This window comes from Streptomyces tsukubensis (genome assembly GCF_003932715.1).
Taxonomy (GTDB): domain Bacteria; phylum Actinomycetota; class Actinomycetes; order Streptomycetales; family Streptomycetaceae; genus Streptomyces; species Streptomyces tsukubensis.
Genome location: NZ_CP020700.1, coordinates 4,961,132 through 4,981,517 on the forward strand (window position 1 = coordinate 4,961,132; position 20,386 = coordinate 4,981,517).

At 72.6% G+C, this 20,386-nt stretch carries 15 protein-coding genes; 9 read left to right on the forward strand and 6 right to left on the reverse strand.

The genetic code is table 11. The features are described from left to right. The first annotated feature begins 346 nt into the window (after positions 1-346). Together B7R87_RS20520 and B7R87_RS20525 are read left to right on the forward strand one after the other, a co-directional pair. Positions 347-1,963: a succinic semialdehyde dehydrogenase gene (locus B7R87_RS20520; RefSeq protein ID WP_006347155.1), complete on the forward strand. Its 1,617-nt coding sequence runs from the start codon at positions 347-349 to the stop codon at positions 1,961-1,963. A 77-nt stretch (positions 1,964-2,040) separates the two neighbouring features. Continuing rightward, on the forward strand, positions 2,041-3,924 hold the full coding sequence (locus B7R87_RS20525) for a GMC oxidoreductase (protein ID WP_006347154.1): 1,884 nt from the start codon (positions 2,041-2,043) through the stop codon (positions 3,922-3,924). A gap of 128 nt (positions 3,925-4,052) precedes the next feature. Here B7R87_RS20525 and B7R87_RS20530 read toward each other — a convergent pair whose 3' ends face one another. Further along, positions 4,053-5,165, reverse strand: a complete 1,113-nt coding sequence (locus B7R87_RS20530; RefSeq protein ID WP_006347153.1) for a hypothetical protein — start codon at positions 5,163-5,165, stop codon at positions 4,053-4,055. Positions 5,166-5,847: 682 nt separating this feature from the next. Beyond that, positions 5,848-6,171, reverse strand: coding sequence for a chorismate mutase (locus tag B7R87_RS20535; RefSeq protein WP_006347152.1), 324 nt, complete (start codon positions 6,169-6,171; stop codon positions 5,848-5,850). A 451-nt stretch (positions 6,172-6,622) separates the two neighbouring features. On the opposite strand from B7R87_RS20535, the gene guaA reads away from it, so the two are divergent. The 3 genes from guaA to B7R87_RS20550 all read left to right on the forward strand — a co-directional run bounded on the left by guaA (position 6,623) and on the right by B7R87_RS20550 (position 9,926). Further along, positions 6,623-8,206: a glutamine-hydrolyzing GMP synthase gene (gene guaA / locus B7R87_RS20540; RefSeq protein WP_006347151.1), complete on the forward strand. Its 1,584-nt coding sequence runs from the start codon at positions 6,623-6,625 to the stop codon at positions 8,204-8,206. A gap of 195 nt (positions 8,207-8,401) precedes the next feature. After that, on the forward strand, positions 8,402-9,280 hold the full coding sequence (locus B7R87_RS20545; protein WP_045852898.1) for a class II aldolase/adducin family protein: 879 nt from the start codon (positions 8,402-8,404) through the stop codon (positions 9,278-9,280). Between the two features lie 100 nt (positions 9,281-9,380). Beyond that, positions 9,381-9,926, forward strand: coding sequence for a DoxX family protein (locus B7R87_RS20550; RefSeq protein ID WP_006347149.1), 546 nt, complete (start codon positions 9,381-9,383; stop codon positions 9,924-9,926). Here the strand turns inward: B7R87_RS20550 and B7R87_RS20555 are convergent. Together B7R87_RS20555 and B7R87_RS20560 are read right to left on the reverse strand one after the other, a co-directional pair. Then, on the reverse strand, positions 9,836-10,177 hold the full coding sequence (locus tag B7R87_RS20555) for a hypothetical protein (RefSeq protein WP_332903356.1): 342 nt from the start codon (positions 10,175-10,177) through the stop codon (positions 9,836-9,838). The genes B7R87_RS20550 and B7R87_RS20555 overlap by 91 nt on opposite strands. Before the next feature lie 217 nt (positions 10,178-10,394). Beyond that, positions 10,395-11,768 (reverse strand): PspC domain-containing protein, encoded by a 1,374-nt coding sequence (locus B7R87_RS20560; protein WP_130584893.1) that lies wholly within the window; start codon positions 11,766-11,768, stop codon positions 10,395-10,397. A 482-nt stretch (positions 11,769-12,250) separates the two neighbouring features. Here B7R87_RS20560 and B7R87_RS20565 point away from each other — a divergent pair, with 482 nt between their 5' ends. Together B7R87_RS20565 and B7R87_RS20570 are read left to right on the forward strand one after the other, a co-directional pair. After that, positions 12,251-13,582 carry an ATP-binding protein gene (locus B7R87_RS20565; RefSeq protein ID WP_130584892.1) on the forward strand — a complete coding sequence of 444 codons (1,332 nt, stop codon included), beginning with the start codon at positions 12,251-12,253 and terminating at the stop codon, positions 13,580-13,582. Further along, a complete protein-coding gene (locus tag B7R87_RS20570) occupies positions 13,579-14,298 on the forward strand; it encodes a LuxR C-terminal-related transcriptional regulator (RefSeq protein ID WP_006347146.1) in 720 nt (239 codons plus the stop codon). Before B7R87_RS20565 ends, B7R87_RS20570 begins: the two co-directional genes overlap by 4 nt. Before the next feature lie 39 nt (positions 14,299-14,337). Here B7R87_RS20570 and B7R87_RS20575 read toward each other — a convergent pair whose 3' ends face one another. Next, entirely contained in the window at positions 14,338-15,390 is a 1,053-nt protein-coding gene (locus B7R87_RS20575; protein ID WP_006347145.1) for a C40 family peptidase, read from the reverse strand. Between the two features lie 302 nt (positions 15,391-15,692). Between B7R87_RS20575 and B7R87_RS20580 the strand changes: the two genes are divergently transcribed. Together B7R87_RS20580 and pcrA are read left to right on the forward strand one after the other, a co-directional pair. Then, a complete protein-coding gene (locus B7R87_RS20580) occupies positions 15,693-16,046 on the forward strand; it encodes a hypothetical protein (protein WP_006347144.1) in 354 nt (117 codons plus the stop codon). Positions 16,047-16,159: 113 nt separating this feature from the next. Next, positions 16,160-18,637, forward strand: a complete 2,478-nt coding sequence (gene pcrA / locus B7R87_RS20585; protein WP_006347143.1) for a DNA helicase PcrA — start codon at positions 16,160-16,162, stop codon at positions 18,635-18,637. Between the two features lie 68 nt (positions 18,638-18,705). Here pcrA and B7R87_RS20590 read toward each other — a convergent pair whose 3' ends face one another. Further along, positions 18,706-20,280: a M23 family metallopeptidase gene (locus B7R87_RS20590; RefSeq protein ID WP_006347142.1), complete on the reverse strand. Its 1,575-nt coding sequence runs from the start codon at positions 20,278-20,280 to the stop codon at positions 18,706-18,708. Positions 20,281-20,386 lie beyond the last annotated feature (106 nt).

Genomic DNA, 20,386 nt, shown 5'->3' on the forward strand with positions numbered 1-20,386 from the left:
GGTCCGCCCGCTGGTCGGGTTCGCCGCTCGCCGGGCCGTCTCTCGGCGGGTTCCCCGGCCCGCAGCCCACTCCGCGCCGGTCCGCCGCTCGCCGGGCCGTCTCTCGGCGGTGCGCCCTTGCGCGGGTTTGCCTCTCGCCGGGTTCCCCGGCCCGCAGCCCACTCCGCGCCGGTCCGCCGCTCGCCGGGGCGCCGCCGCCCGTCCCGCCGTCCACCACCGGCCACATTTTCGAACAAGCCGCTGATCAGGCGTGATGTGCCGGTCAACACCGGCACTTCGGTACGGGTCCGGCCCAGCTGTTACCGGCGGGTACCCAAAGGGTGTCCCGAGGCATACCCTCGGCCTCATGAAGGACGCGAAGGCCCCGGCCACCCCCCTCGGCACCAACCCCAGAGCCGCCGCACCGGCCGGCGCCCGTACGGCCGCGGACGTGGTCACGCCCGAGGTGGTCGCTCAGCTGACCAGAGGGGTCCTGTGCTCGGGGCTGACGGCCAACCACACCCCCTTCACCGGCGAGCGGCTGGCCGAACTGCCCGAGTCGACGCCCGAGGACGTGACCGAGGCGTACGCCCGGGCCCGTGCCGCCCAGCCCGCCTGGGCAGCCGTCCCGGTGCGTACCCGGGCCGCCGTCCTCCTCCGCTTCCACGATCTGGTGCTGGAGCGCCAGGCGGAGGTCCTCGACCTCATCCAGCTGGAGACCGGCAAGGCCCGGCTCCACGCCCACGAGGAGATCCAGGCCGTCGCGGTCGCGGCGCGCCACTACGGCCGCCGGGCCGCCGCCTATCTCCGCCCCCGCCGCCACACGGGCGTCGTCCCCGTCCTCACCAAGACCACCGAACTGCGCAAGCCGCGCGGGGTCGTGGGCCAGATCGCGCCCTGGAACTATCCGCTGGAGCTGTCCGTCGGGGATGCGCTGCCCGCGTTCGTCTCCGGGAACGCCGTGGTGATGAAGCCGGACACCGAGACCGCCCTCACCGCCCTCTGGGCGCGGGATCTGCTGGTCGAGGCGGGGCTGCCGGAGGCCGTCTTCCAGATCGTCCTCGGTGAGGGCCCGGTGATCGGCCCCGAGGTGGTCCGGCACGCCGACTACGTCTCCTTCACCGGCTCCACCCGCACCGGCCGCGAAGTCGCCCGGAGCGCGGCGGAGCGGCTGGTCGGCTGCTCCCTCGAACTCGGCGGCAAGAACGCCATGCTCGTCCTGCACGACGCCGATGTGGAGAGGGCGGCGGCGGGCGCGGTCCGCGCCTGCTTCTCCTCCGCCGGCCAGCTCTGCATCTCCATCGAGCGGCTGTACGTCCACGAGTCGGTCGCCGACGCGTTCATGGCGCGGTTCACCGCCAGGACCAAGGCCATGCGCCTCGGCAACTCCCTCGCGTACGGCGCCGAAATGGGCTCCCTGGTCGGTGAGCGGCAGCTCGAAACCGTCGTCCGCCATGTCGACGAGGCCGTCGCCAAGGGCGCGACCGTCGTCGCGGGCGGGGTCGCCAGGCCCGATATCGGGCCGCTGTTCTACGAGCCGACCATCCTCGAAGGCGTCGCGGAGCCGATGGCCGTCTGCACCGAGGAGACCTTCGGGCCGGTGGTCTCCGTCTACCGCTTCACCGACGAGGAGGAGGCCGTCGAGCGCGCCAACGCCACCCCGTACGGCCTCAACGCCAGTGTCTGGACGCGCGACGGCAGGCGGGGCCACGCCGTCGCGGCCCGCCTGCACTGCGGAACGGTCAACATCAACGAGGGGTACGCCCCCGCGTACGGCAGCGTGCAGTCCCCGATGGGCGGGATGAAGGATTCCGGTCTGGGGCGGCGCCACGGCTCCGAGGGCATCCTCAAGTTCACGGAGGCGCAGACCGTGGCGCAGCAGCGGGTGATGCCGATGGGCCCGGCGTTCGGCATGGACGACGAGAAGTACGCGGCGCTGATGAGCCGGTCGCTCCGGCTGATGAAGGCATTCCGGCTGCACTGATCCGGCCCCGCCGCCCGGTCCCGTCCCACGGAGGAGACCCCATCGACAGCGACTACGCCTACGACTACGACTACGACGTGATCGTCATCGGCTCCGGGTTCGGCGGCTCGGTCTCCGCGCTGCGGCTCGCGGAGAAGGGCTACCGGGTGGGCGTCCTCGAAGCGGGCCGCCGCTTCACCCGCGAGACCCTGCCCAGGAACTCCTGGGATCTGCGGAACTTCCTGTGGGCCCCGGCGCTCGGCCTCTACGGAATCCAGCGCATCCACCTCCTCGGGAAGGTGATGGTGCTCGCGGGCGCCGGGGTCGGCGGCGGCTCCCTCAACTACGCCAACACCCTCTATGTCCCGCCCGCCGCCTTCTTCCGCGATCCGCAGTGGAAGGACATCACGGACTGGGAGGGCGAGCTGGGGCCGTACTACGAACAGGCCCGCCGGATGCTCGGCGTCCGGCTGAACACCACGACCACCGCCGCCGACGTCCATCTCCGGGCCACGGCGGAGGCGATGGGCATCGGCGACACCTTCCATATGGCCCCGGTCGGCGTCTTCTTCGGCGACGGCCACGACGGCCACGACGGCCACGACGGCCACGACGGCGATCCGGGCGGCTGCGGTGACGCGGGCGACGGCGGTGATGCGGGTGGCTGCGGTGAGGGCGGCGGGGTGCGGGCGGCGCCCGGAGAGGAGGCGGCCGACCCCTACTTCGGCGGAGCCGGACCGGCCCGCCGCGCCTGCATCCAGTGCGGCGAGTGCATGACCGGCTGCCGCCACGGCGCCAAGAACACCCTCAACGAGAACTACCTCCACCTCGCCCAGCGCGCCGGGGCCGTGGTCCACCCGATGACCACCGTCGTGAGCGTCACCGAGGACGGGCACGGCGGCCACGCCGTCGGTACGGTGCCCACCGACCGCCGCCGGAGGGGGAAGGGCCGGGTGTTCCGGGCCCGCCGGGTCGTCGTAGCGGCCGGGACCTACGGCACCCAGAGCCTGCTGCACCGGATGAAGGACACCGGGGCCCTCCCGGGCCTCTCGCGGCGGCTCGGTGAGCTGACCCGTACCAACTCCGAAGCGGTCGTGGGGGCGCAGACCGACGACCGGCGCTACCGGGCCCGCCACGGTGCGCCGCGCGTCGACTTCACGCGCGGGGTGGCCATCACCTCGTCCGTCCATCCCGACGAGCACACCCATATCGAACCCGTGCGGTACGGGAGGGGCTCCAACGCCATGGGGCTGCTGACCACCTTCCAGGTGCCCTACCGGTCGGGCCCGGGCGGCCCGCGCTTCGGCCGCGGCCGGGTCGCGGGCTGGCTGGGCCGGATGGTCCGGCATCCGGTGACCGCGCTCCGCTCCCTCTCGTACCGCCACTGGTCGGAGCGGACCCTGATCTGGCTGGTGATGCAGTCGGTGGACAACTCCCTCACCGCCTACCGCAGACCGTCCGGCATCGGAAAGGGGCTGCTGACCGCCCGGCAGGGCCACGGTGCGCCCAATCCGGCGCAGCTCGCCGTCGCCACCCGGGCGGCGAGCGTCCTCGCCGAGGAGATCAACGGCTTCGCCGGGTCGAACGTCGGCGAGCTGATCGGCACCCCGCTGACCGCGCACTTCCTCGGCGGCTGCCCGATCGGTGCGGACGCCGACTCGGGAGTGGTCGACCCGTACCACCGGCTGTACGGCCATCCGGGCATCTCCGTCGTCGACGGCGCGGCCGTCACCGCGAACCCCGGCGTCAACCCGTCGCTGACGATCACCGCGCAGGCGGAGCGGGCGATGGCGCTCTGGCCCAACCGCGGCGACGAGGATCCGCGCCCGGCGCAGGGGGAGCCGTATCGCGGGCTCGCACCGGTGGCGCCGAGGAGTCCGGCCGTACCGGCGGACGCGTTCGGCGCGCTGCGGCTGCCGTTCCTGGGGATGCCCGCGGTTCCGCCGAGAAGCGGTGGGGCCGCTACGGCCGGGGAGCCTTAGGTCGGGCGCGACCGTCGGACGGAGAGGCGGAAAGGCAGAGGGGCCGCTGCGCCCCCCTCCGAGCGCAGCGGCCCCTCTGTGTCGGGGTCCGGTCATCCACGGGCCCGGCGGCCCGTGGACGATCGGGTTCAGGCGGTCGCGTCGCCCCGGCGGCGCTTCAGCGCGAAGACGACACCGGCACCGGCCAGCACGGCGACGCCGCCCGTGATCCCGATGACCGGGAGCGCGTCGGACGAGCCGGTCGCGGCCAGGTTGCCGGTCACCGGCACGTCCTTGCGGCCGCCCTGGGGCTCGGTGCCGCCGCCGGAGGAGCCGGGCTTGCCGGTCTTGTCCGGCTTGCCCTTGCCGGGCTTGCCCTCGGCGTCCCCGCCGGACGGCTTGCTGCCCGCCGGGAGGATTTCGAAGCCGTACTCGACGTCCTTGCCGTACTCGCAGTTGTTCTTCTCGTCGACGTGCACGCCGAGCGTCATGAGGAACGCGACTCCGGCCGGGGCCTTGCCGTCGACCTTCAGCCGCAGCTCCAGCTCGGCGTACTCGCCGGCGTCCAGCTTCTCGGTGTCACCGAGGTAGCCCTCCTCGACGTCGAACTTCTCCCAGGCGCCGTTGTACTTCGCCTGCAGGGTGACGTACTTGAGGGTCTCGTCCTCGTAGTCGTGCGTGTAGGCCTCGACGAGCAGATAGGCCGTGACGGACTCCATCGCCTTCTTGGAGTCGTTGGTCACGCGGTAGGAGAAGTTCTGCCAGCCGCTGCCCGCGACGACCTTCGACGGCAGACCGCGCAGGTTCGTCTTCAGGTCCTTGGACTCGACCTCGGTGGCGCACTCGTCCACGCCACCTTCTTCACCCTCTTCTTCGTTCTTGGGCGGCTTGCCGCTGTCGGGGGTGGTACCCGGCGGCTGCCCATTGCCGGGGGCGGTGCCCGGTTCGCCGCCCTCGGGCTTCTCGCCGCCGGTCTGCGGCTCAGCGGGCTTCTGCTCGCCCTGACCCTCGCCCTCGCCCTCGCCGCCGGCTTCCGGCCGAGTCTCTCCGGCCGCGCCGCCCTGCTGTCCGGCCGACTCCTTCGCCGGGTCCGTTGCCGGGTCCTTCGCCGGATCCGACTCCGGCGTGCCCGGTGTGCTCGTACCGGTGGTGGACGCGGGATCGGTCACCCCCGTGGCCAGCGCGGCCGGAGCCGACAGCAGGGCAAGGGGGGCCAGGACGGCGGACGCCGCGGCGAAGGCCGCGGCACGACGGAGCTTCATAAGACCTCAGTGCTCGGCGGTACGAACACCACGCGAAGGCAGCATTCGATCATGGAATATCCGCTGACTTCCGTGCTGCGACGGACGCGAAGACATAGAAGTGATCACAGATACGCCAAGAACGACCGAGAAGTGGCCGAAAAGGTTGTAGAAAACTGACGAGAAATTTATGTGGCCCATATCACCGGCGGTGGGCGAATGCGGGACCACCGCCGGTCCCGCTGTCCGGCCGGACGGGAGAGGGCCCCGCGGGACGCGTGCCGCGGGGCCCTGGGCGGCGACGGAGGGGGGGTGCGCCGCGGGGGAGAGGTCCGGGTGGTGCGGTGATGCAGTGCTCCGTTGTCCGGAGCGCCGGCGGGACGGCCGGGTGCCCGGGCGCGGGGTGGTCGCGGGAGCGGCGTACGGACGTCCGGACGGACTGCGGCCGGTTCCGGGCGTCCCCGGAACCGGCCGCCGGAGTGACCGGGCTGCTGTCCCCTGCCGACCGGTCACGCGCGCTGGCGCGAGGTCCCACGACGTACTCGCGTACGTCACACGCGCCAGCGGAGCCACGCGTGGTTCTCCTGCGGGGCCGCCCCTGGCTGGCACGGCACCGGGACCAACGAAGCCCCGTCCCCGGCGGTCACGGTGCCGTACGGGTGAGAGCGCACCCGAACTCAGATACGGCCTCGGGAGTACGGGGTCAGACCCGGCCCCGGCACAGCTCCAGGATCGTCAGCGCGAGCGTCGTCCCCGGCTTGCCGAGCGCGTCCCGGAAGTGGGTGAGGACGTCCATCTCGCGGGAGAGGTTGACCCGGCGGCCGCCGGAGGCGACCCGGGCGTCCTGGATGACGGCGGAGATCGCCATCCGTTCCTGGACCAGGCCGATGATCCGGTCGTCGAGCGCGTCGATCCGCTCCCTGGCGCCGCTGATCAGCTCCGCGGCCTCGGGGGTGCGGGCGCCGGTGATCTCGGCGGGGGTCTGCGGGGTCTGGGCGGCCTGGGGGAGGGTGGTGGAGGTGGACACGGGGGCTCCTCGGAGGGTCGGGGCGCCCGGCCGGAAGGGGTCCGGAAACGACAGAGCGCCCCGGACCGTTCCCGGCCGGGGCGCTGTGTCGAAGTCGCTTGTCAGTAGCTCAAGCAGCACGACCATGGCAGCCGGACGGGCCGGTGCCATAGGTAAAGACGGAGGTCGAGTGCTGACGCATGGCAGCCAGTATCGGGCCCTCCGGGGCGGGTCGTCAAAAACCGGGCCGGATCGTGAGACGCACCACCCCGGCCGCCGCCCCGCGCCCTCCGCCGCGCCGCAGCCGTCCCTCCGCCCTGCCGCGGGCCTGTGGCTCTCCGCTCGCCGGGGACCCGCTGTGGGCCCCTGCGTACCATCCGTGTGCGGCCCGCCGAGGCGTCCGGTCCCCGGTGGAACCCCAGTAGAATCGGATACACCCGACCCCCCGCCAGCTCCCGCCGGAAGGCCGCCAGTGTCCTCTGCGTCCCCCGCCGCGCCCGATGTCGTACTCGTCGTCGACTTCGGCGCGCAGTACGCCCAGCTCATCGCCCGCCGCGTCCGTGAGGCCCGGGTCTACTCCGAGATCGTGCCGTCCACCATGCCGGTGGCCGAGATGCTGGCGAAGAAGCCCAGGGCGATCATCCTCTCCGGCGGCCCGTCCTCCGTCTACGCGGAAGGCGCGCCCCGCCTCGACCGGGCGATCTTCGAGGCCGGGATCCCGGTCTTCGGCATGTGTTACGGCTTCCAGCTGATGGCCACGACCCTCGGCGGCACGGTCGACAACACCGGCTCCCGTGAGTACGGCCGTACCCCGCTCAAGGTCACCAAGACCGGTTCGACGCTCTTCGAGGGCACGCCCGCCGAGCAGCCGGTGTGGATGTCGCACGGCGACGCCTGCTCCGCCGCGCCCGAGGGCTTCACCGTCACCGCCGCCACCGACGTGGTGCCGGTCGCCGCCTTCGAGAACGACGAGAAGAAGCTCTACGGCGTGCAGCACCACCCCGAGGTGATGCACTCCACCTACGGCCAGCAGGTGCTGGAGCACTTCCTCTACCGGGGTGCGGGCATCGAGCCCTCGTGGACCACCGGCAATGTGATCGACGAGCAGATCGCCGCCATCCGGGAGCAGGTCGGCAGCAAGCGCGCCATCTGCGGACTCTCCGGAGGCGTGGACTCCGCCGTGGCCGCCGCCCTGGTCCAGAAGGCCATCGGCTCCCAGCTCACCTGCGTGTACGTCGACCACGGCCTGATGCGCAAGGGCGAGACCGAGCAGGTCGAGAAGGACTTCGTGGCCGCCACCGGCGTCCAGCTGAAGGTCGTCGACGCCCAGGAGCGGTTCCTGACCGCGCTCGCCGGGGTCAGCGACCCCGAGGAGAAGCGGAAGATCATCGGCCGGGAGTTCATCCGGGTCTTCGAGCAGGCGCAGGCCGAGATCGTCGCCGAGGGCGCGGCCGGCGGCGAGGACGTCGCCTTCCTCGTCCAGGGCACCCTCTACCCCGATGTCGTCGAATCCGGCGGCGGCACCGGCACCGCCAACATCAAGTCCCACCACAACGTCGGCGGACTCCCGGACGATCTGGAGTTCGAGCTGATCGAACCGCTGCGGAAGCTGTTCAAGGACGAGGTCCGGATGGTCGGCCAGGAGCTGGGCCTGCCGGAGGAGATCGTCCAGCGGCAGCCGTTCCCCGGCCCGGGCCTCGGCATCCGGATCGTCGGCGAGGTCACCCGCGAGCGGCTCGACCTGCTGCGCGAGGCGGACGCCATCGCCCGTGAGGAGCTGACCGCGGCCGGGCTCGACCGCGAGATCTGGCAGTGCCCGGTGGTCCTCCTCGCCGATGTCCGCAGCGTCGGCGTCCAGGGCGACGGCCGGACCTACGGCCACCCGATCGTGCTGCGCCCGGTCTCCTCCGAGGACGCGATGACCGCGGACTGGACCCGGATGCCGTACGAGGTGCTCGCCCGCATCTCGACGCGGATCACCAACGAGGTCGCCGACGTCAACCGGGTCGTCCTCGACGTCACCAGCAAGCCGCCGGGGACCATCGAATGGGAGTGAGCCCCCTCCGGGGAACTCCCTGAGACCCCCTGGGCCCTGGGCAAGGTCCCTGACCTGATGGCCCCCGGGCAAGGCCCCGGCGCGCCCCCGCGGAACTCCTCCGCGGGGGCGCGCCGCATTCCCCGGGGCCGTTCCCCGGGGCGCCCGGGGCGCATGTCTCTGGTCACCTCGGGGGCCGCGCGCTACCGTCCGCGCATGACGCAGCAGAAGCCCGCGCCTCCGCCCGTCTCCGTACCCCCTGCCGTTCCTTCGGGCCCCGCGCCCGTACCCGTACCCGTCGCACGGCTCGGCTTCGACCTGCCGCCCGTCCACGACACCCCGGCCGCCGAACGGGCCCACCGCAAGGAGCGGCTCGCCGGGGCGCTGCGGATCCTCGGCCGGTACGGCTGCGAGGACGGGGTCTCCGGCCATCTCACCGCCCGCGATCCCGAACTGGCCGACTGCTTCTGGGTGAACCCCTTCGGACTGCCGTTCTCCCTGGTCACCCCGGCCGATCTGGTCCTGGCCAACGCCCGAGGGCAGGTCGTCGACGGGCAGCGGCACATCAACCAGGCCGCCTTCGCCGTCCATGCGGCGGTGCATCTCGCCCGGCCGGACACCGTCGCCGTCGTCCACACCCACACCGTCCACGGGCGGGCGCTCGCCGCCCTCGGTGAACTCGTCGAACCCCTCACCCAGGAGGCGTGCGCCTTCTACGAGGACCATGCGCTGATGAACGCGTACACCGGGGTCGCCGTCGACGAGGCGGAGGGCCGCCGGATCGCCGCCGCCCTCGGCCCCCGCAAGGCCCTCGTCCTGCGCAACCACGGACTGCTGACCGTCGGCGGCTCGGTGGACGCGGCCGTCTGGTGGTTCCTGTCCCTGGAGCGCTGCGCCCAGGTGCAGCTCACGGCGCGTGCGGCCGGGAAGCCCGTACCGATCGGACACCGTGACGCAGTCGCCACCCGGGAGCAGTTGGGCACCGACCTCGCGGCCTGGGTCAGCTTCCAGCCGCTGTGGCGCGAGCTGACGGCAGGCGGATGTTACGGACAGGGGTGGGACGGGGGCGGGAGAGAGGGGCATCACTTCCGGTGAGCCGTCCGGGGCCCCCGTACGTATGGTCTGTGACGGTGACCGGGGTACGACGAGGTCCGGCGGGCTACGGCGGGCCGATCCGGAGGGAGACTGACGGGCGATGGCGCATACACGGCGGCAGGGCGGCGCGGGGGCGGACACCGGAGGCGGCGGTCTTCTCTCCCGGTGGCGGGGGTGGTGGCAGCGGGCGCGGGAGCTGGGTGTCCGTCATGCCCTGCTGCCCCTGCGGATCTTCCTCGGAGTGACCTTCGTCTACGCCGGGCTCGACAAGCTCGACGACAAGGCGTTCCTGGCGGCGTCCGGCACCGGCTCCATCGGTGAGCTGATGCGGGGCATCAGGGACGGTTCCGCCGTCCCCTGGCTGGTCGACCGGGCCCTGGAGAACCCGGTGGCCTTCGGCGAGGCCATCGCCTGGGGCGAGATCGCCGTGGGCGTCGGCACCCTCGTCGGCCTGCTGGGCCGGCTCGCCGCGCTCGGCGGGGCGCTGATCTCGCTGAGCCTCTGGCTGACCGTCAGCTGGCAGACCGAGCCGTACTACTACGGCAACGACCTGGCCTATCTGATGGCCTGGCTGCCGCTGGTGCTCGCCGGGGCGGCCGCGCCTTCCCTGGACGCGCTCATCGCGAGGCGGCGGCGCAGGGTGTAGTGGGTGAGGCCCGCTCCGGCGGCCAGCGCCAGACCGCCGAAGACCACCGGGAACACCACGAACCACGGTGTGCTCCAGCTTCCGGCCGCATCGCCCGCGAACAGCAGCGTCGCGGCCAGGGCGGCGAGCCCGGCGACGGCCCGGCCGGGCTGGAAGCCGTGCAGCAGCGGGCGGCACTTCCCGCCGCCGTCCGCCGCAGCCGCCTGCGGGCCGCCGGGGCCGGTGCTGGTGCTGCCGGGGCGCCGGGGCACCCCAGTGACACCGACGCGACCGACGCGACCGACGCGACCGGCGGGGCCGGTGCTCCCTGTGCTTCCCGTGTTTCCTGTGTTCTCCGTGTTCTCCGTGCGGTACGAGGGAGTTGTGCCGCCCCCGCCGGGCGCGGGGCCCGCACCGCCGGGTCCCCGGCCCGCGAAGCCGCCGGAAACCGTCCGGTGCTCTCTGCCAGGGCGTTGTTCAGGGCGTTCGTCAGGGCGCTGCACGGGCCACCTCCACCTGTCCGACACCGACCTGGATGTGCAACTCGACCGTGCCTCCCTGCGGCGCGGCGCCCGGGGTCTTCCCGGCGGGCGCGGGCAGGGTCACCCGGCGCTCCTGACCGGGGGAGACGTCGATATCGTCCTTCGGATCCTCCGGCAGTTCGATGTCCCCGACACCGGCCTCGGCCCGCAGCTTCACCTCGACGTTCGCCGGGACGATCACCTTCGCCTTGCCCAGCCCCACCTCGGCGCCGGTCGTCACCGTCACCCCGGTCGTCAGCGGCAGTTTCGACAGGTCCAGCACGGCGATCCCGGCACCCAGTTCGTACGAGGGCTGGACGGCGGCGAGCGCGGCCGGCCGCCAGGTCGTGCGCTGCCAGTCCGTACCGATGTTCTTGGGAAGCGCCGCGGATCCCGCCAGCAGCAGGGCGGTGACGACCGTCAGCAGGACCGTGCCCAGGCCGGTGCGGCCCAGGAACGAACTGATCACCAGGCCCAGACCGAAGACGCCCAGCGCGGCCACCAGACCGATCTGGAGGCTGGTGCCCAGCGGATTGCCGTCCCAGCTCAGCTTGATGCCGAGGACACAGGCCGCCACCGCGAGCCCGAAGAGCACCCCGCCGATCGGCCGGGGCCCGCTGCGGTCCTTGGCCCGCCGGTCCCGCGAGCCGCTCCCCGGCCCGTCCTCCGGAGCCGTATCCCAGGCGTCCTCCGGACCCCACAGATACTCCGGCAGCACCGGCGGAGGGTGGCCGTCCTTGCCGATCGGGTCCCGCCACCACGAAGGGCTCTCCGGCGCGGGCGGCGCCTTGGTCTCCGGCGGCGCGTCCGGAACGGCGTGCGCCGCCCCGGCGGCCCCCGGCGCCCCGGGCCCGGCGTCCGGCAGCGGCGACGTACGGCGGCGGGACCAGACGGCGACACCGACCGTGGCGACCGCGAGCTGGACGGCGAAACCTATCGTCGACGGGCTGGTCAGCATGGTCAGGAACAGCCCGCAGCCGATCAGCGCCAGCAGCACGGCGGTCAGCGCCGTACCGTCGACGCGGCCGCCCATCAGCCTGCGGCCCTCGGACTCCTCCTCGCCCTCGGCGGGGATCAGCAGCCATGCGAAACCGTAGAAGACCAGACCGAGACCGCCGGTCAGCGAGAGCACCCCGACGACCACCCGGAAGATCACCGGATCGACGTCGCAGTAGCGGCCGAGACCGCCGCAGACACCGCCGACGACCCGATGGCGCTGCTCCCGCCGGAGCTGCCGGGCCCGCGGATCCGCCCCCGGCCCTTCCGCGGCCGGGACGTCCTCGGGCCCGGCGGGCGTCTCGTCGGACGGGCCGGGGTGCGCGGTCGGGGTCGGCTGCTTCATGGCTCCATGGTGACGGCACCGGGCCGCCGACGGCACCGGGGACGACCCTGGCCCGACCCTGAAATCCACCGGCCCGCCCGTAAGGCGCTCCCGCCGGGGCCCGCCCGCCGCGGCGGCTCCGCTCCCGGAGAGAACGCCGCTCCCCGGCCGGGAGGCCCGGCCGCCCCGCCCGCCTCCGCCGCTACCGGCGCCGGTCCTCCGCGGCCGGGTCCCTTCGCCATGAGGGGCCGCCGCCGGGCCGGGTGGGCAGCGTTCCCGCGCTCCCCCGGCCTGGGCCCGTTCGCCGCGAGGCGCCGCCGCCCCGGGCCCGCCCGGGTACGGCGCTCCGCCGCCGTACCACCGCCCCCTGCCGCACCGGCTGCTCACCCCGCCGCGCGCCGCCGCCTCCCCACCGGCCCCCGCCCTCCTCCTCTACCGCCTCAGGGACGTTCTCGGGGTCGCCCCTGATACCGGCGGGCAGGCGTTCGTGTGACGATCGGGGCATGCCCGTCGCCCCGCCCCGCCCCACCGCCGAGCCCCCGCGCGCCGACCGCGCCGACCGCTCGGCGCGCTCCGCCGTGCCCGAGGACGGCACTCCGTGGCGCAGGCTCTACCGCAGCGCCGACGGCCGGCTCCTCGGAGGTGTGGCCCGGGGGCTCGCCGGGCATCTGGGCGTGCCCGTCGCCTGGGTGCGGCTGGTCTTCGTCGGACTGCTGCTCGCCGACGGCCTCGGCATCCTGCTGTACGCGGCGTTCTGGGTCTTCGTCCCGCTCGGCATCGGCGGCCGGGCCGCCGCCCAGCACCGCCCCCTCTTCGAGACCGCCGACGACGGCCGCCGCAGGCTCCGCAAACCCGACAAGGGGCAGCTGTTCGCGCTGATGGCCCTCGCCATCGGCTGTCTGATCTTCGCCGGTGACCTCAACACCGCCGACCGCGCCCACCGCTACCTCTGGCCGACCCTGCTGATCGGCGCCGGTGTGGTGCTGGTGTGGCGGCAGGCGGACAACGCCCGCCGGGCGAGCTGGACCGCCGCCGACTCCCGGCACCGCCGCCTGTTCCAGATCGTCCGGGCCCTCGTCGGCGTGGGGCTCGTCGGTATGGGACTGACCGTCTTCATGGTCGTCCGGGGCTCCGCCGCCCAGCTCGGCAACGTCCTCACCGCCGCCATCGCCGTCATCGCCGGTATCGCCCTGCTCGCCGGACCCTGGCTGGTCCGGATGACCCAGGACCTCTCCGAGGAGCGGACGATGCGCATCCGCGCCCAGGAGCGGGCCGAGGTCGCCGCCCATGTCCACGACTCCGTCCTGCACACCCTCACCCTGATCCAGCGCAACGCCGACGACGCGGGCGAGGTCCGCCGCCTCGCCCGGGCCCAGGAACGCGAGCTGCGCAACTGGCTCTACAAGCCGGAGGGCACCGGCAAGGAGGAGGACGAGGAGCCCGGCACCCTCGCCGAAGCGGTGAAGAAGGCCGCCGCCGAGGTCGAGGACAAGCACGGCGTTCCGCTGGAGGTCGTGGTCGTCGGCGACTGCCCGCTCGACGACGGGCTCTCCGCCTGTATGCAGGCCGCCAGGGAAGCGATGGTCAACGCCGCCAAGTACGGTGGCGAGGGCGGTCCCGTCCAGGTGTTCGCCGAGGTCGACGGCCGGACGGTCTTCGTCTCGGTCCGCGACCGCGGACCCGGATTCGACCCCGACTCCGTCCCCGGGGACAGAATGGGCGTACGGGAGTCGATCGTCGGCCGGATGCAGCGCAACGGCGGTACGGCCCGGCTCACCTCGGCGCCCGGGGAGGGCACGGAAGTGGAGCTGACCATGGAGAGGGCGGACGCATGACACCGCAGCAGGCAGGGCAGACCGGTCCGGCGGAGGAGGGGACCGGAGGTCCGGAGCGGCGGGTACGGGTCGTCCTCGTCGACGACCACCGGATGTTCCGCACCGGTGTCCAGGCCGAGATCGGCCGGACCGAAACCACCGGGGTCGAGGTCGTCGGCGAGGCCGCCGACGTCGACCAGGCCGTGACCGTGATCACCGCGACCCGCCCCGAGGTCGTCCTCCTCGACGTCCACCTCCCGGGCGGCGGCGGCGTGGAGGTGCTGCGCCGCTGCGCCCCGCTGATGGGCGCCGCCGAACACCCCGTCCGCTTTCTGGCCCTGTCGGTTTCGGACGCGGCCGAGGACGTCATCGGGGTCATCCGCGGCGGCGCCCGCGGCTATGTCACCAAGACCATCACCGGCACCGACCTGGTCGATTCGATCTTCAGGGTCCAGGAAGGGGACGCCGTCTTCTCCCCCCGGCTGGCCGGATTCGTGCTCGACGCCTTCGCCTCGACGGACGCCCCGCCGGTCGACGAGGACCTCGACCGGCTCACCCAGCGGGAGCGCGAGGTGCTCCGGCTGATCGCCCGGGGGTACGCGTACAAGGAGATCGCCAAACAGCTGTTCATCTCGGTGAAGACGGTCGAGTCCCATGTCTCGGCGGTGCTGCGCAAGCTCCAGCTCTCCAACCGCCACGAGCTGACCCGCTGGGCGACGGCACGCCGGCTGATCTGACCGGACGCGGTTCCGGGCGCGGTTCCGGGCCCCGCTCTCCTACGCGGGCCGGGTCGCGCCCGCGAACGGCATCTCGTCGACGGAGGCGATCCGCACCGTCGAGCCCGGCCGGGGCGCGTGGATCATCCGGCCGCCGCCGACGTACAGCCCGACATGGCTGATGCCCGGATAGAAGAAGACCAGATCGCCCGGGGCCAGTTCGGAGCGGTCGATCCGGCGGCCCGCGCCGATCTGCGTGTACGTGGTCCTCGGCAGCGACACCCCGGCGGCACGCCAGGCCGCGCGGGTCAGCCCCGAGCAGTCGTACGAGGCCGGGCCGGTGGCACCCCACACATACGGCCTGCCCAGGGCGGAGTAGGCGTACGCGACGGCCCGCGCCGCACGCGGCGAGGCCGCCGTCACCTCGGGCGGGCGGGCCCCCGTCCGGTCCCCGCCCGGTGCGTCGTAGGCCGCGCGCTGCCGGGTGTCCAACTGCTTGAGCAGCCGTTCGGCGGCGCCCAGCTTCCGCTGCACCACGGCCTTGCGGCGGGCCAGTTCGCCCTGCCGGGAGCGGAGTTCACCGACCCGGTGACCGGCCCGGTCCCGCAGCCGGTCCAGCTCGGCGAGCCGGTCCCGGACATCCGCCACGGCCGCCGCCTGCCGCTGCCCGACGAGCCGGTCCACCGCGGCCCGCTCCAGAAAGCCGTCCGGGTCGGACTCCAGGGCGAGCCGGATCACGGGGTCGACGGCCCCGGCGCGGTACTGCGCCCCGGCGATCGAACCGAGCGCGTCGCGCCCGGCGTTGAGCCGCTCCGCCCGGCGGGCGCTCTCCTCGCGCAGCTCGTCCAGTGCCTCCCGGGCCCGGTCGGTCCGCTCCTTCGCCCCGTTGTACTCCTCGGTGGCGGCCTCCGCCTCCTGGTAGAGCTGGTCGACCCGGGCTTTGATCTGCGCGGGGGTGAGCACGGTATCGGCGGTGCCGGTGCCGTTGAACGCGGTGGCGGTGGCCGCACCCGCGAGCGCCAGGGTGGTGGCGGTCCTGGCGGCGGGCCGGGCGGCGAAGGGGTAACGCCGCGCCTGCTTCGGTTTGCGGTGCGCTGCCACGAGGGCGTCCACGTCCTTTCCGTCATGACCGCGTCTCCGCGGTTCCCGTGGTCTCCCACGGGTCCGTTCCCGGGTGGCCGGGGCTTGTGGCCCCACCGCCCGTTACGGGGGAGTCGTCCGGGGCAGGACGCTAGGCCTGAGGTAACGATCCGGAGGCGGAACGACCGATTCTGTTCGAAGGTGGACAGTTCCGCCCGCATTCCGTGACCGTTCCCTCACCATGAGTGCGGGGCGGGGGCCTTCCCTGACCGAAGCGGCGAATGAGGCTCCCCTGACCGAAGAGGGGTGATACGGCGGCTATTAGGCTCCGCCCCATGGACGTACTCATCAATGTGTTCGTGGCCCTGCACATCATCGGAATCGCGTCCCTGCTCGGCGGCTTCCTCACCCAGATGAAGGCGATGAGCGAGGGCACCGCCCGCTTCACCCCCGCGATGCTGCACGGCGCGCTGACGATGCTGATCACGGGCGTCGCCCTGGTCGGGCTCAACCAGGCCGACGACCAGACGGTGAACAACGTCAAGATCGGCATCAAGATGGCCGTCCTGGTGGTGATCCTGGCGCTGGTGTACGTCAAGCGGGACGACGAGCGGGTGGAGAAGCCGCTCTTCGGCGCGGTCGGCGGTCTGACCACGGTGAACATCCTCATAGCCACGATCTGGACCTGACCGGTCCGGCCGGGTCGTCCCGGGCGGGGCCCGCCCGGGAGCGGGGGGCGGTCGCCGGGAGTTCCGGCGGACGGCCACCCGCTGTCGGTGCCCCGGCATAGACTCGGAGAGCGATGAGCAGCCTCTTTGACGAAGACTTCCTGGCGAACCTCCAGCCCGAGGAGGAGCCCCCGCCGCCCGAGGACCGCGAGGGTTCCGAGCAGCAGGCCCGGGAGGAGGTTCCGGACGACCTCTTCCAGGGCGCTTTCGACCTGCCGCCCGAGCGTGACGCGTACCACCGCGACGGCGCCCCGCGTACGGTCGTCGACCCCGCGGCCCTGCTCGAAGGGCTGAACGACGAGCAGCGCGCCGCCGTCGTGCACTCGGGTTCGCCCCTGCTCATCGTCGCCGGAGCCGGCTCCGGCAAGACCCGGGTGCTCACGCACCGCATCGCCCATCTGCTGGCCACCCGGCACGTCCACCCCGGCCAGATACTGGCGATCACCTTCACCAACAAGGCCGCCGGGGAGATGAAGGAGCGCGTCGAGCAGCTCGTCGGCCCGCGCGCCAACGCGATGTGGGTCTCCACCTTCCACAGCGCCTGCGTCCGGATCCTGCGCCGCGAGTCCAAGAAGCTCGGCTTCACCTCGTCGTTCTCCATCTACGACGCCGCGGACTCCAAGCGGCTGATGGCCCTGGTCTGCCGGGACCTCGACCTGGACCCGAAGAAGTTCCCGCCCAAATCCTTCAGCGCCAAGATCTCCAATCTGAAGAACGAGCTGATCGACGAGGAGAGCTTCGCGGATCAAGCCGCCGATGGTTTCGAGAAGACCCTCGCCGAGGCCTACCGGATGTACCAGTCGCGGCTCCGTGAGGCCAACGCCCTCGACTTCGACGACATCATCATGACCACGGTCCACCTCCTCCAGGCCTTCCCGGATGTGTCGGAGCACTACCAGCGGCGCTTCCGCCATGTCCTCGTCGACGAGTACCAGGACACCAACCACGCCCAGTACACCCTGGTCAGGGAGCTGGTCGGGACCGGCAGGGAGGATCTGCCCCCCGCCGAGCTGTGCGTGGTCGGCGACGCCGACCAGTCGATCTACGCCTTCCGCGGCGCCACCATCCGGAACATCCTCCAGTTCGAAGAGGACTACCCGGACGCCACCACGATCCTGCTGGAGCAGAACTACCGCTCCACCCAGACCATCCTCTCCGCCGCCAACGCCGTCATCGAACGCAACGAGAGCCGCCGCCCCAAGAACCTCTGGACCAACGCGGGCGACGGCGCGCGGATCACCGGCTATGTCGCGGACACCGAACACGACGAGGCCCAGTTCGTCGCCGACGAGATCGACCGGCTCACCGACGCGGGCGACGCGAAGGCCGGCGACGTCGCCGTCTTCTACCGCACCAACGCCCAGTCCCGGGTCTTCGAGGAGATCTTCATCCGGGTCGGCCTGCCCTACAAGGTCGTCGGCGGTGTCCGGTTCTACGAGCGCAAGGAGGTCAGGGACGTCCTGGCCTATCTGCGGGTGCTCGCCAACCCCGAGGACAACGTCCCCCTCCGCCGGATCCTCAACGTCCCCAAGCGCGGTATCGGGGACCGCGCCGAGGCGATGATCGACGCCCTCGCCCTCCGCGAGAAGATCACCTTCCCGCAGGCGCTGCGCCGGGTCGACGAGGCGTACGGAATGGCCGCCCGCTCCGCCAACGCCGTCAAGCGGTTCAACGTCCTGATGGAAGAGCTGCGGACGATCACGGAGTCCGGGGCGGGCCCCGCCGTCGTCCTGGAAGCCGTCCTGGAGCGGACCGGCTATCTCGCCGAACTCCAGGCCTCGACCGACCCCCAGGACGAGACCCGTATCGAGAACCTCCAGGAACTCGCCGCGGTGGCTCTGGAGTTCGAACAGGCCCGCTCGGAGGAGGAAGGCGCGGGGACCCTCGCCGAATTCCTGGAGCAGGTGGCGCTCGTCGCCGACTCCGACCAGATCCCCGACGAGGACGAGGAGGGCTCCGGCGTGATCACGCTCATGACCCTCCACACCGCCAAGGGCCTGGAGTTCCCCGTCGTCTTCCTCACCGGCATGGAGGACGGCGTCTTCCCGCATATGCGGGCCCTCGGGCAGACCAAGGAGCTGGAGGAGGAGCGCCGGCTGGCGTACGTGGGGATCACCCGGGCCCGGGAGCGGCTGTATCTGACGCGGTCCTCGATGCGCAGCGCCTGGGGCCAGCCGTCGTACAACCCGCCGTCCCGGTTCCTCGAAGAGATCCCCGTACAGCATCTGGAGTGGAAGCGCACGGGTCCGATGGCACCGCCCGCCACCGCGTCGAAGCCTTTCGGCGGCGGCTCCCGGCTGCCGTCGATGCCCTCCGCGAATGCGGGCGGGCGGCGCTCCGCCGCCTCCGGATTCGCCACCGGGCGCGGTGGGGCCTCGGAGCGGCCGGTGATCGCGCTCGCGATCGGGGACCGGGTCACCCATGACCAGTTCGGCCTCGGGACCGTCGTCGGGGTCGCGGGCGGGGGCGCGAACGCCCAGGCGACGATCGACTTCGGGGACCCCAAGCCCAAGGTGCTGCTCCTGCGCTACGCACCGGTGGAGAAGCTGTAGGAAACCGGCGGGCCCGGGCGGTTCGGCCGCCCGGGCGGTTCGGCCGCCCGGGCGGGGCGGCCCGTCCGTCAGACCGGGTTCAGGCCCTTGCTCTGGAGCCAGACCAGCGGATTGATATGCGAGCCGCCGTTCGGCCGGACCTCGAAGTGGAGGTGCGGGCCGGTGGAGTTGCCGGAGTCCCCGGCATAGCCGATGACATCACCGGCCTTCACCTTGCCGTAGCGCACCTTGGACGACGCCAGATGGCAGTACCACGTCTCGGTACCGTCCGGAGCCGTCAGGATGACCATGTTCCCGTAGGCCCGGTTGAACTGCGTACGGACCGTGCCGTCGGTCGCGGCCATGACCTCGGTGCCGTAGTCGACGGGGAAGTCGATGCCCGTGTGCAGGGCCATCCAGTTGACGCCGGACTGGCCGTAGTAGGTGCTCAGGCCCTTCTGCTGCACCGGCAGGGCGAACTTGGGGCGGAGCGCCTCGCGCTTCCTGGCCTCCTCCTCGCGCTTCTGCCGCTCCGCCTCCTGGCGGGCCTTCAGGTCGATGCGCTCCTGCGTACGGGAGGCGCGGTCGCCGAAGTCGCGGGCCTCGGCGCTCAGCGCGGCGAGCTGGGTGTCCATCCGGGAGTTGGCCGCGATCTGCTCCGTGGAGGTGTCGGCGGCGGCCAAGGTGGTGGTGTCCTCTTTCTGCTTCGGCTCGGCGCCGATATCGCCCACGGAGGCGGCGGCGATACCCGCCACGCCCATCACACAGGCGGAAGGAACGGCGACCGTCAGCAGCGCCGAACGCTTGGCGGGGGTACGGCGCCGGCCGCGGCCCGCGTTGCCCGCGCGGCGCACCGGGCGCGGGGTGACCGGAGCGACACCGGTGATCGAACCGTACGCGGGCTCGTCCTCGCCGCCGTCGTGCTCCTGCGGCCCGTCGTAGCCGGGACCGGATGCGGCCTCGGGCCCGGCGGAATCGTGGTGCGGGTCCCCGTCGACCACGGGAACGACGGCGGTGGCCTCGACCCCGGCGTCGACCGGCTGCGTCAGCTGCTCCATCAGCTCCGGGTCGAACTCCTGCGTACCGAAGTCATGGGCCGCGAAGTCCTGGACGACGGACTCGGGGGCGCCGAAGTCCTGGGCCGAGAAGTCCTGTTGCGCCCCGGCGAGTTCCTGCTCGGGCGCGTACTGCTGCGGTACCAGCGGGAGGGGCTCGGCATCCGCGGCAGTGTTCCACGCGGTGGCGTCGTAGGCCCCCGACTCGAAGGAGGGCGCTCCCCAGGAACCGCTGTTGTCGTAGGCGTAGGCGGCGGCCGGATCCTGCGCCGCGGCGTCCGCGGCCTGGGTCCAGGCGGTGGCGTCCCACTGGCCGGTCGTACCGTACGTCGACTCGTAACCTCCCCCAAAGCCTTCGGCCTGGGAGGTACCCCCAGTTGCCTGGTCACCGGCCTGGGTCTCGTACGCGCCCGTGCCGTAGGAGTCGTAGCCGCCGTACTGCGGGGCCGCGGCCTGCTGGGAACCGGTGTCCCACTGGGCGGCGTCGTAGTGGGCGGAGTGGTCCGTGCCGGACTCGGGAAGAGCACCGAAGAGCGGGTCGGTGTCGTAGCTGCCGGTGGGGTAAGTCTCGTGGCCGACGTACCCGGCGTGGGCGTGCTGGTCGTTCACCAACTTCTCTCTCGCCTCGGCAGCAGGACTGCTGGTCTGGGTCGTCGAGCAGTCGGAACCCAGGGGGAAACCAGTGGCGCGACTGTACCCGGCGGTATGCGGCGTC

Excerpts from the sequence above, each read along its gene's own strand:
- B7R87_RS20520 (WP_006347155.1), top strand. The coding sequence starts at position 347 with ATGAAGGACGCGAAGGCCCCGGCCACCCCCCTCGGCACCAACCCCAGA.
- B7R87_RS20580 (WP_006347144.1), top strand. The coding sequence starts at position 15,693 with ATGGACGTACTCATCAATGTGTTCGTGGCCCTGCACATCATCGGAATC.
- B7R87_RS20570 (WP_006347146.1), top strand. The coding sequence starts at position 13,579 with ATGACACCGCAGCAGGCAGGGCAGACCGGTCCGGCGGAGGAGGGGACC.
- B7R87_RS20530 (WP_006347153.1), bottom strand. The coding sequence starts at position 5,165 with ATGAAGCTCCGTCGTGCCGCGGCCTTCGCCGCGGCGTCCGCCGTCCTG.
- B7R87_RS20560 (WP_130584893.1), bottom strand. The coding sequence starts at position 11,768 with ATGAAGCAGCCGACCCCGACCGCGCACCCCGGCCCGTCCGACGAGACG.
- B7R87_RS20565 (WP_130584892.1), top strand. The coding sequence starts at position 12,251 with ATGCCCGTCGCCCCGCCCCGCCCCACCGCCGAGCCCCCGCGCGCCGAC.
- B7R87_RS20545 (WP_045852898.1), top strand. The coding sequence starts at position 8,402 with ATGACGCAGCAGAAGCCCGCGCCTCCGCCCGTCTCCGTACCCCCTGCC.
- B7R87_RS20550 (WP_006347149.1), top strand. The coding sequence starts at position 9,381 with ATGGCGCATACACGGCGGCAGGGCGGCGCGGGGGCGGACACCGGAGGC.
- pcrA (WP_006347143.1), top strand. The coding sequence starts at position 16,160 with ATGAGCAGCCTCTTTGACGAAGACTTCCTGGCGAACCTCCAGCCCGAG.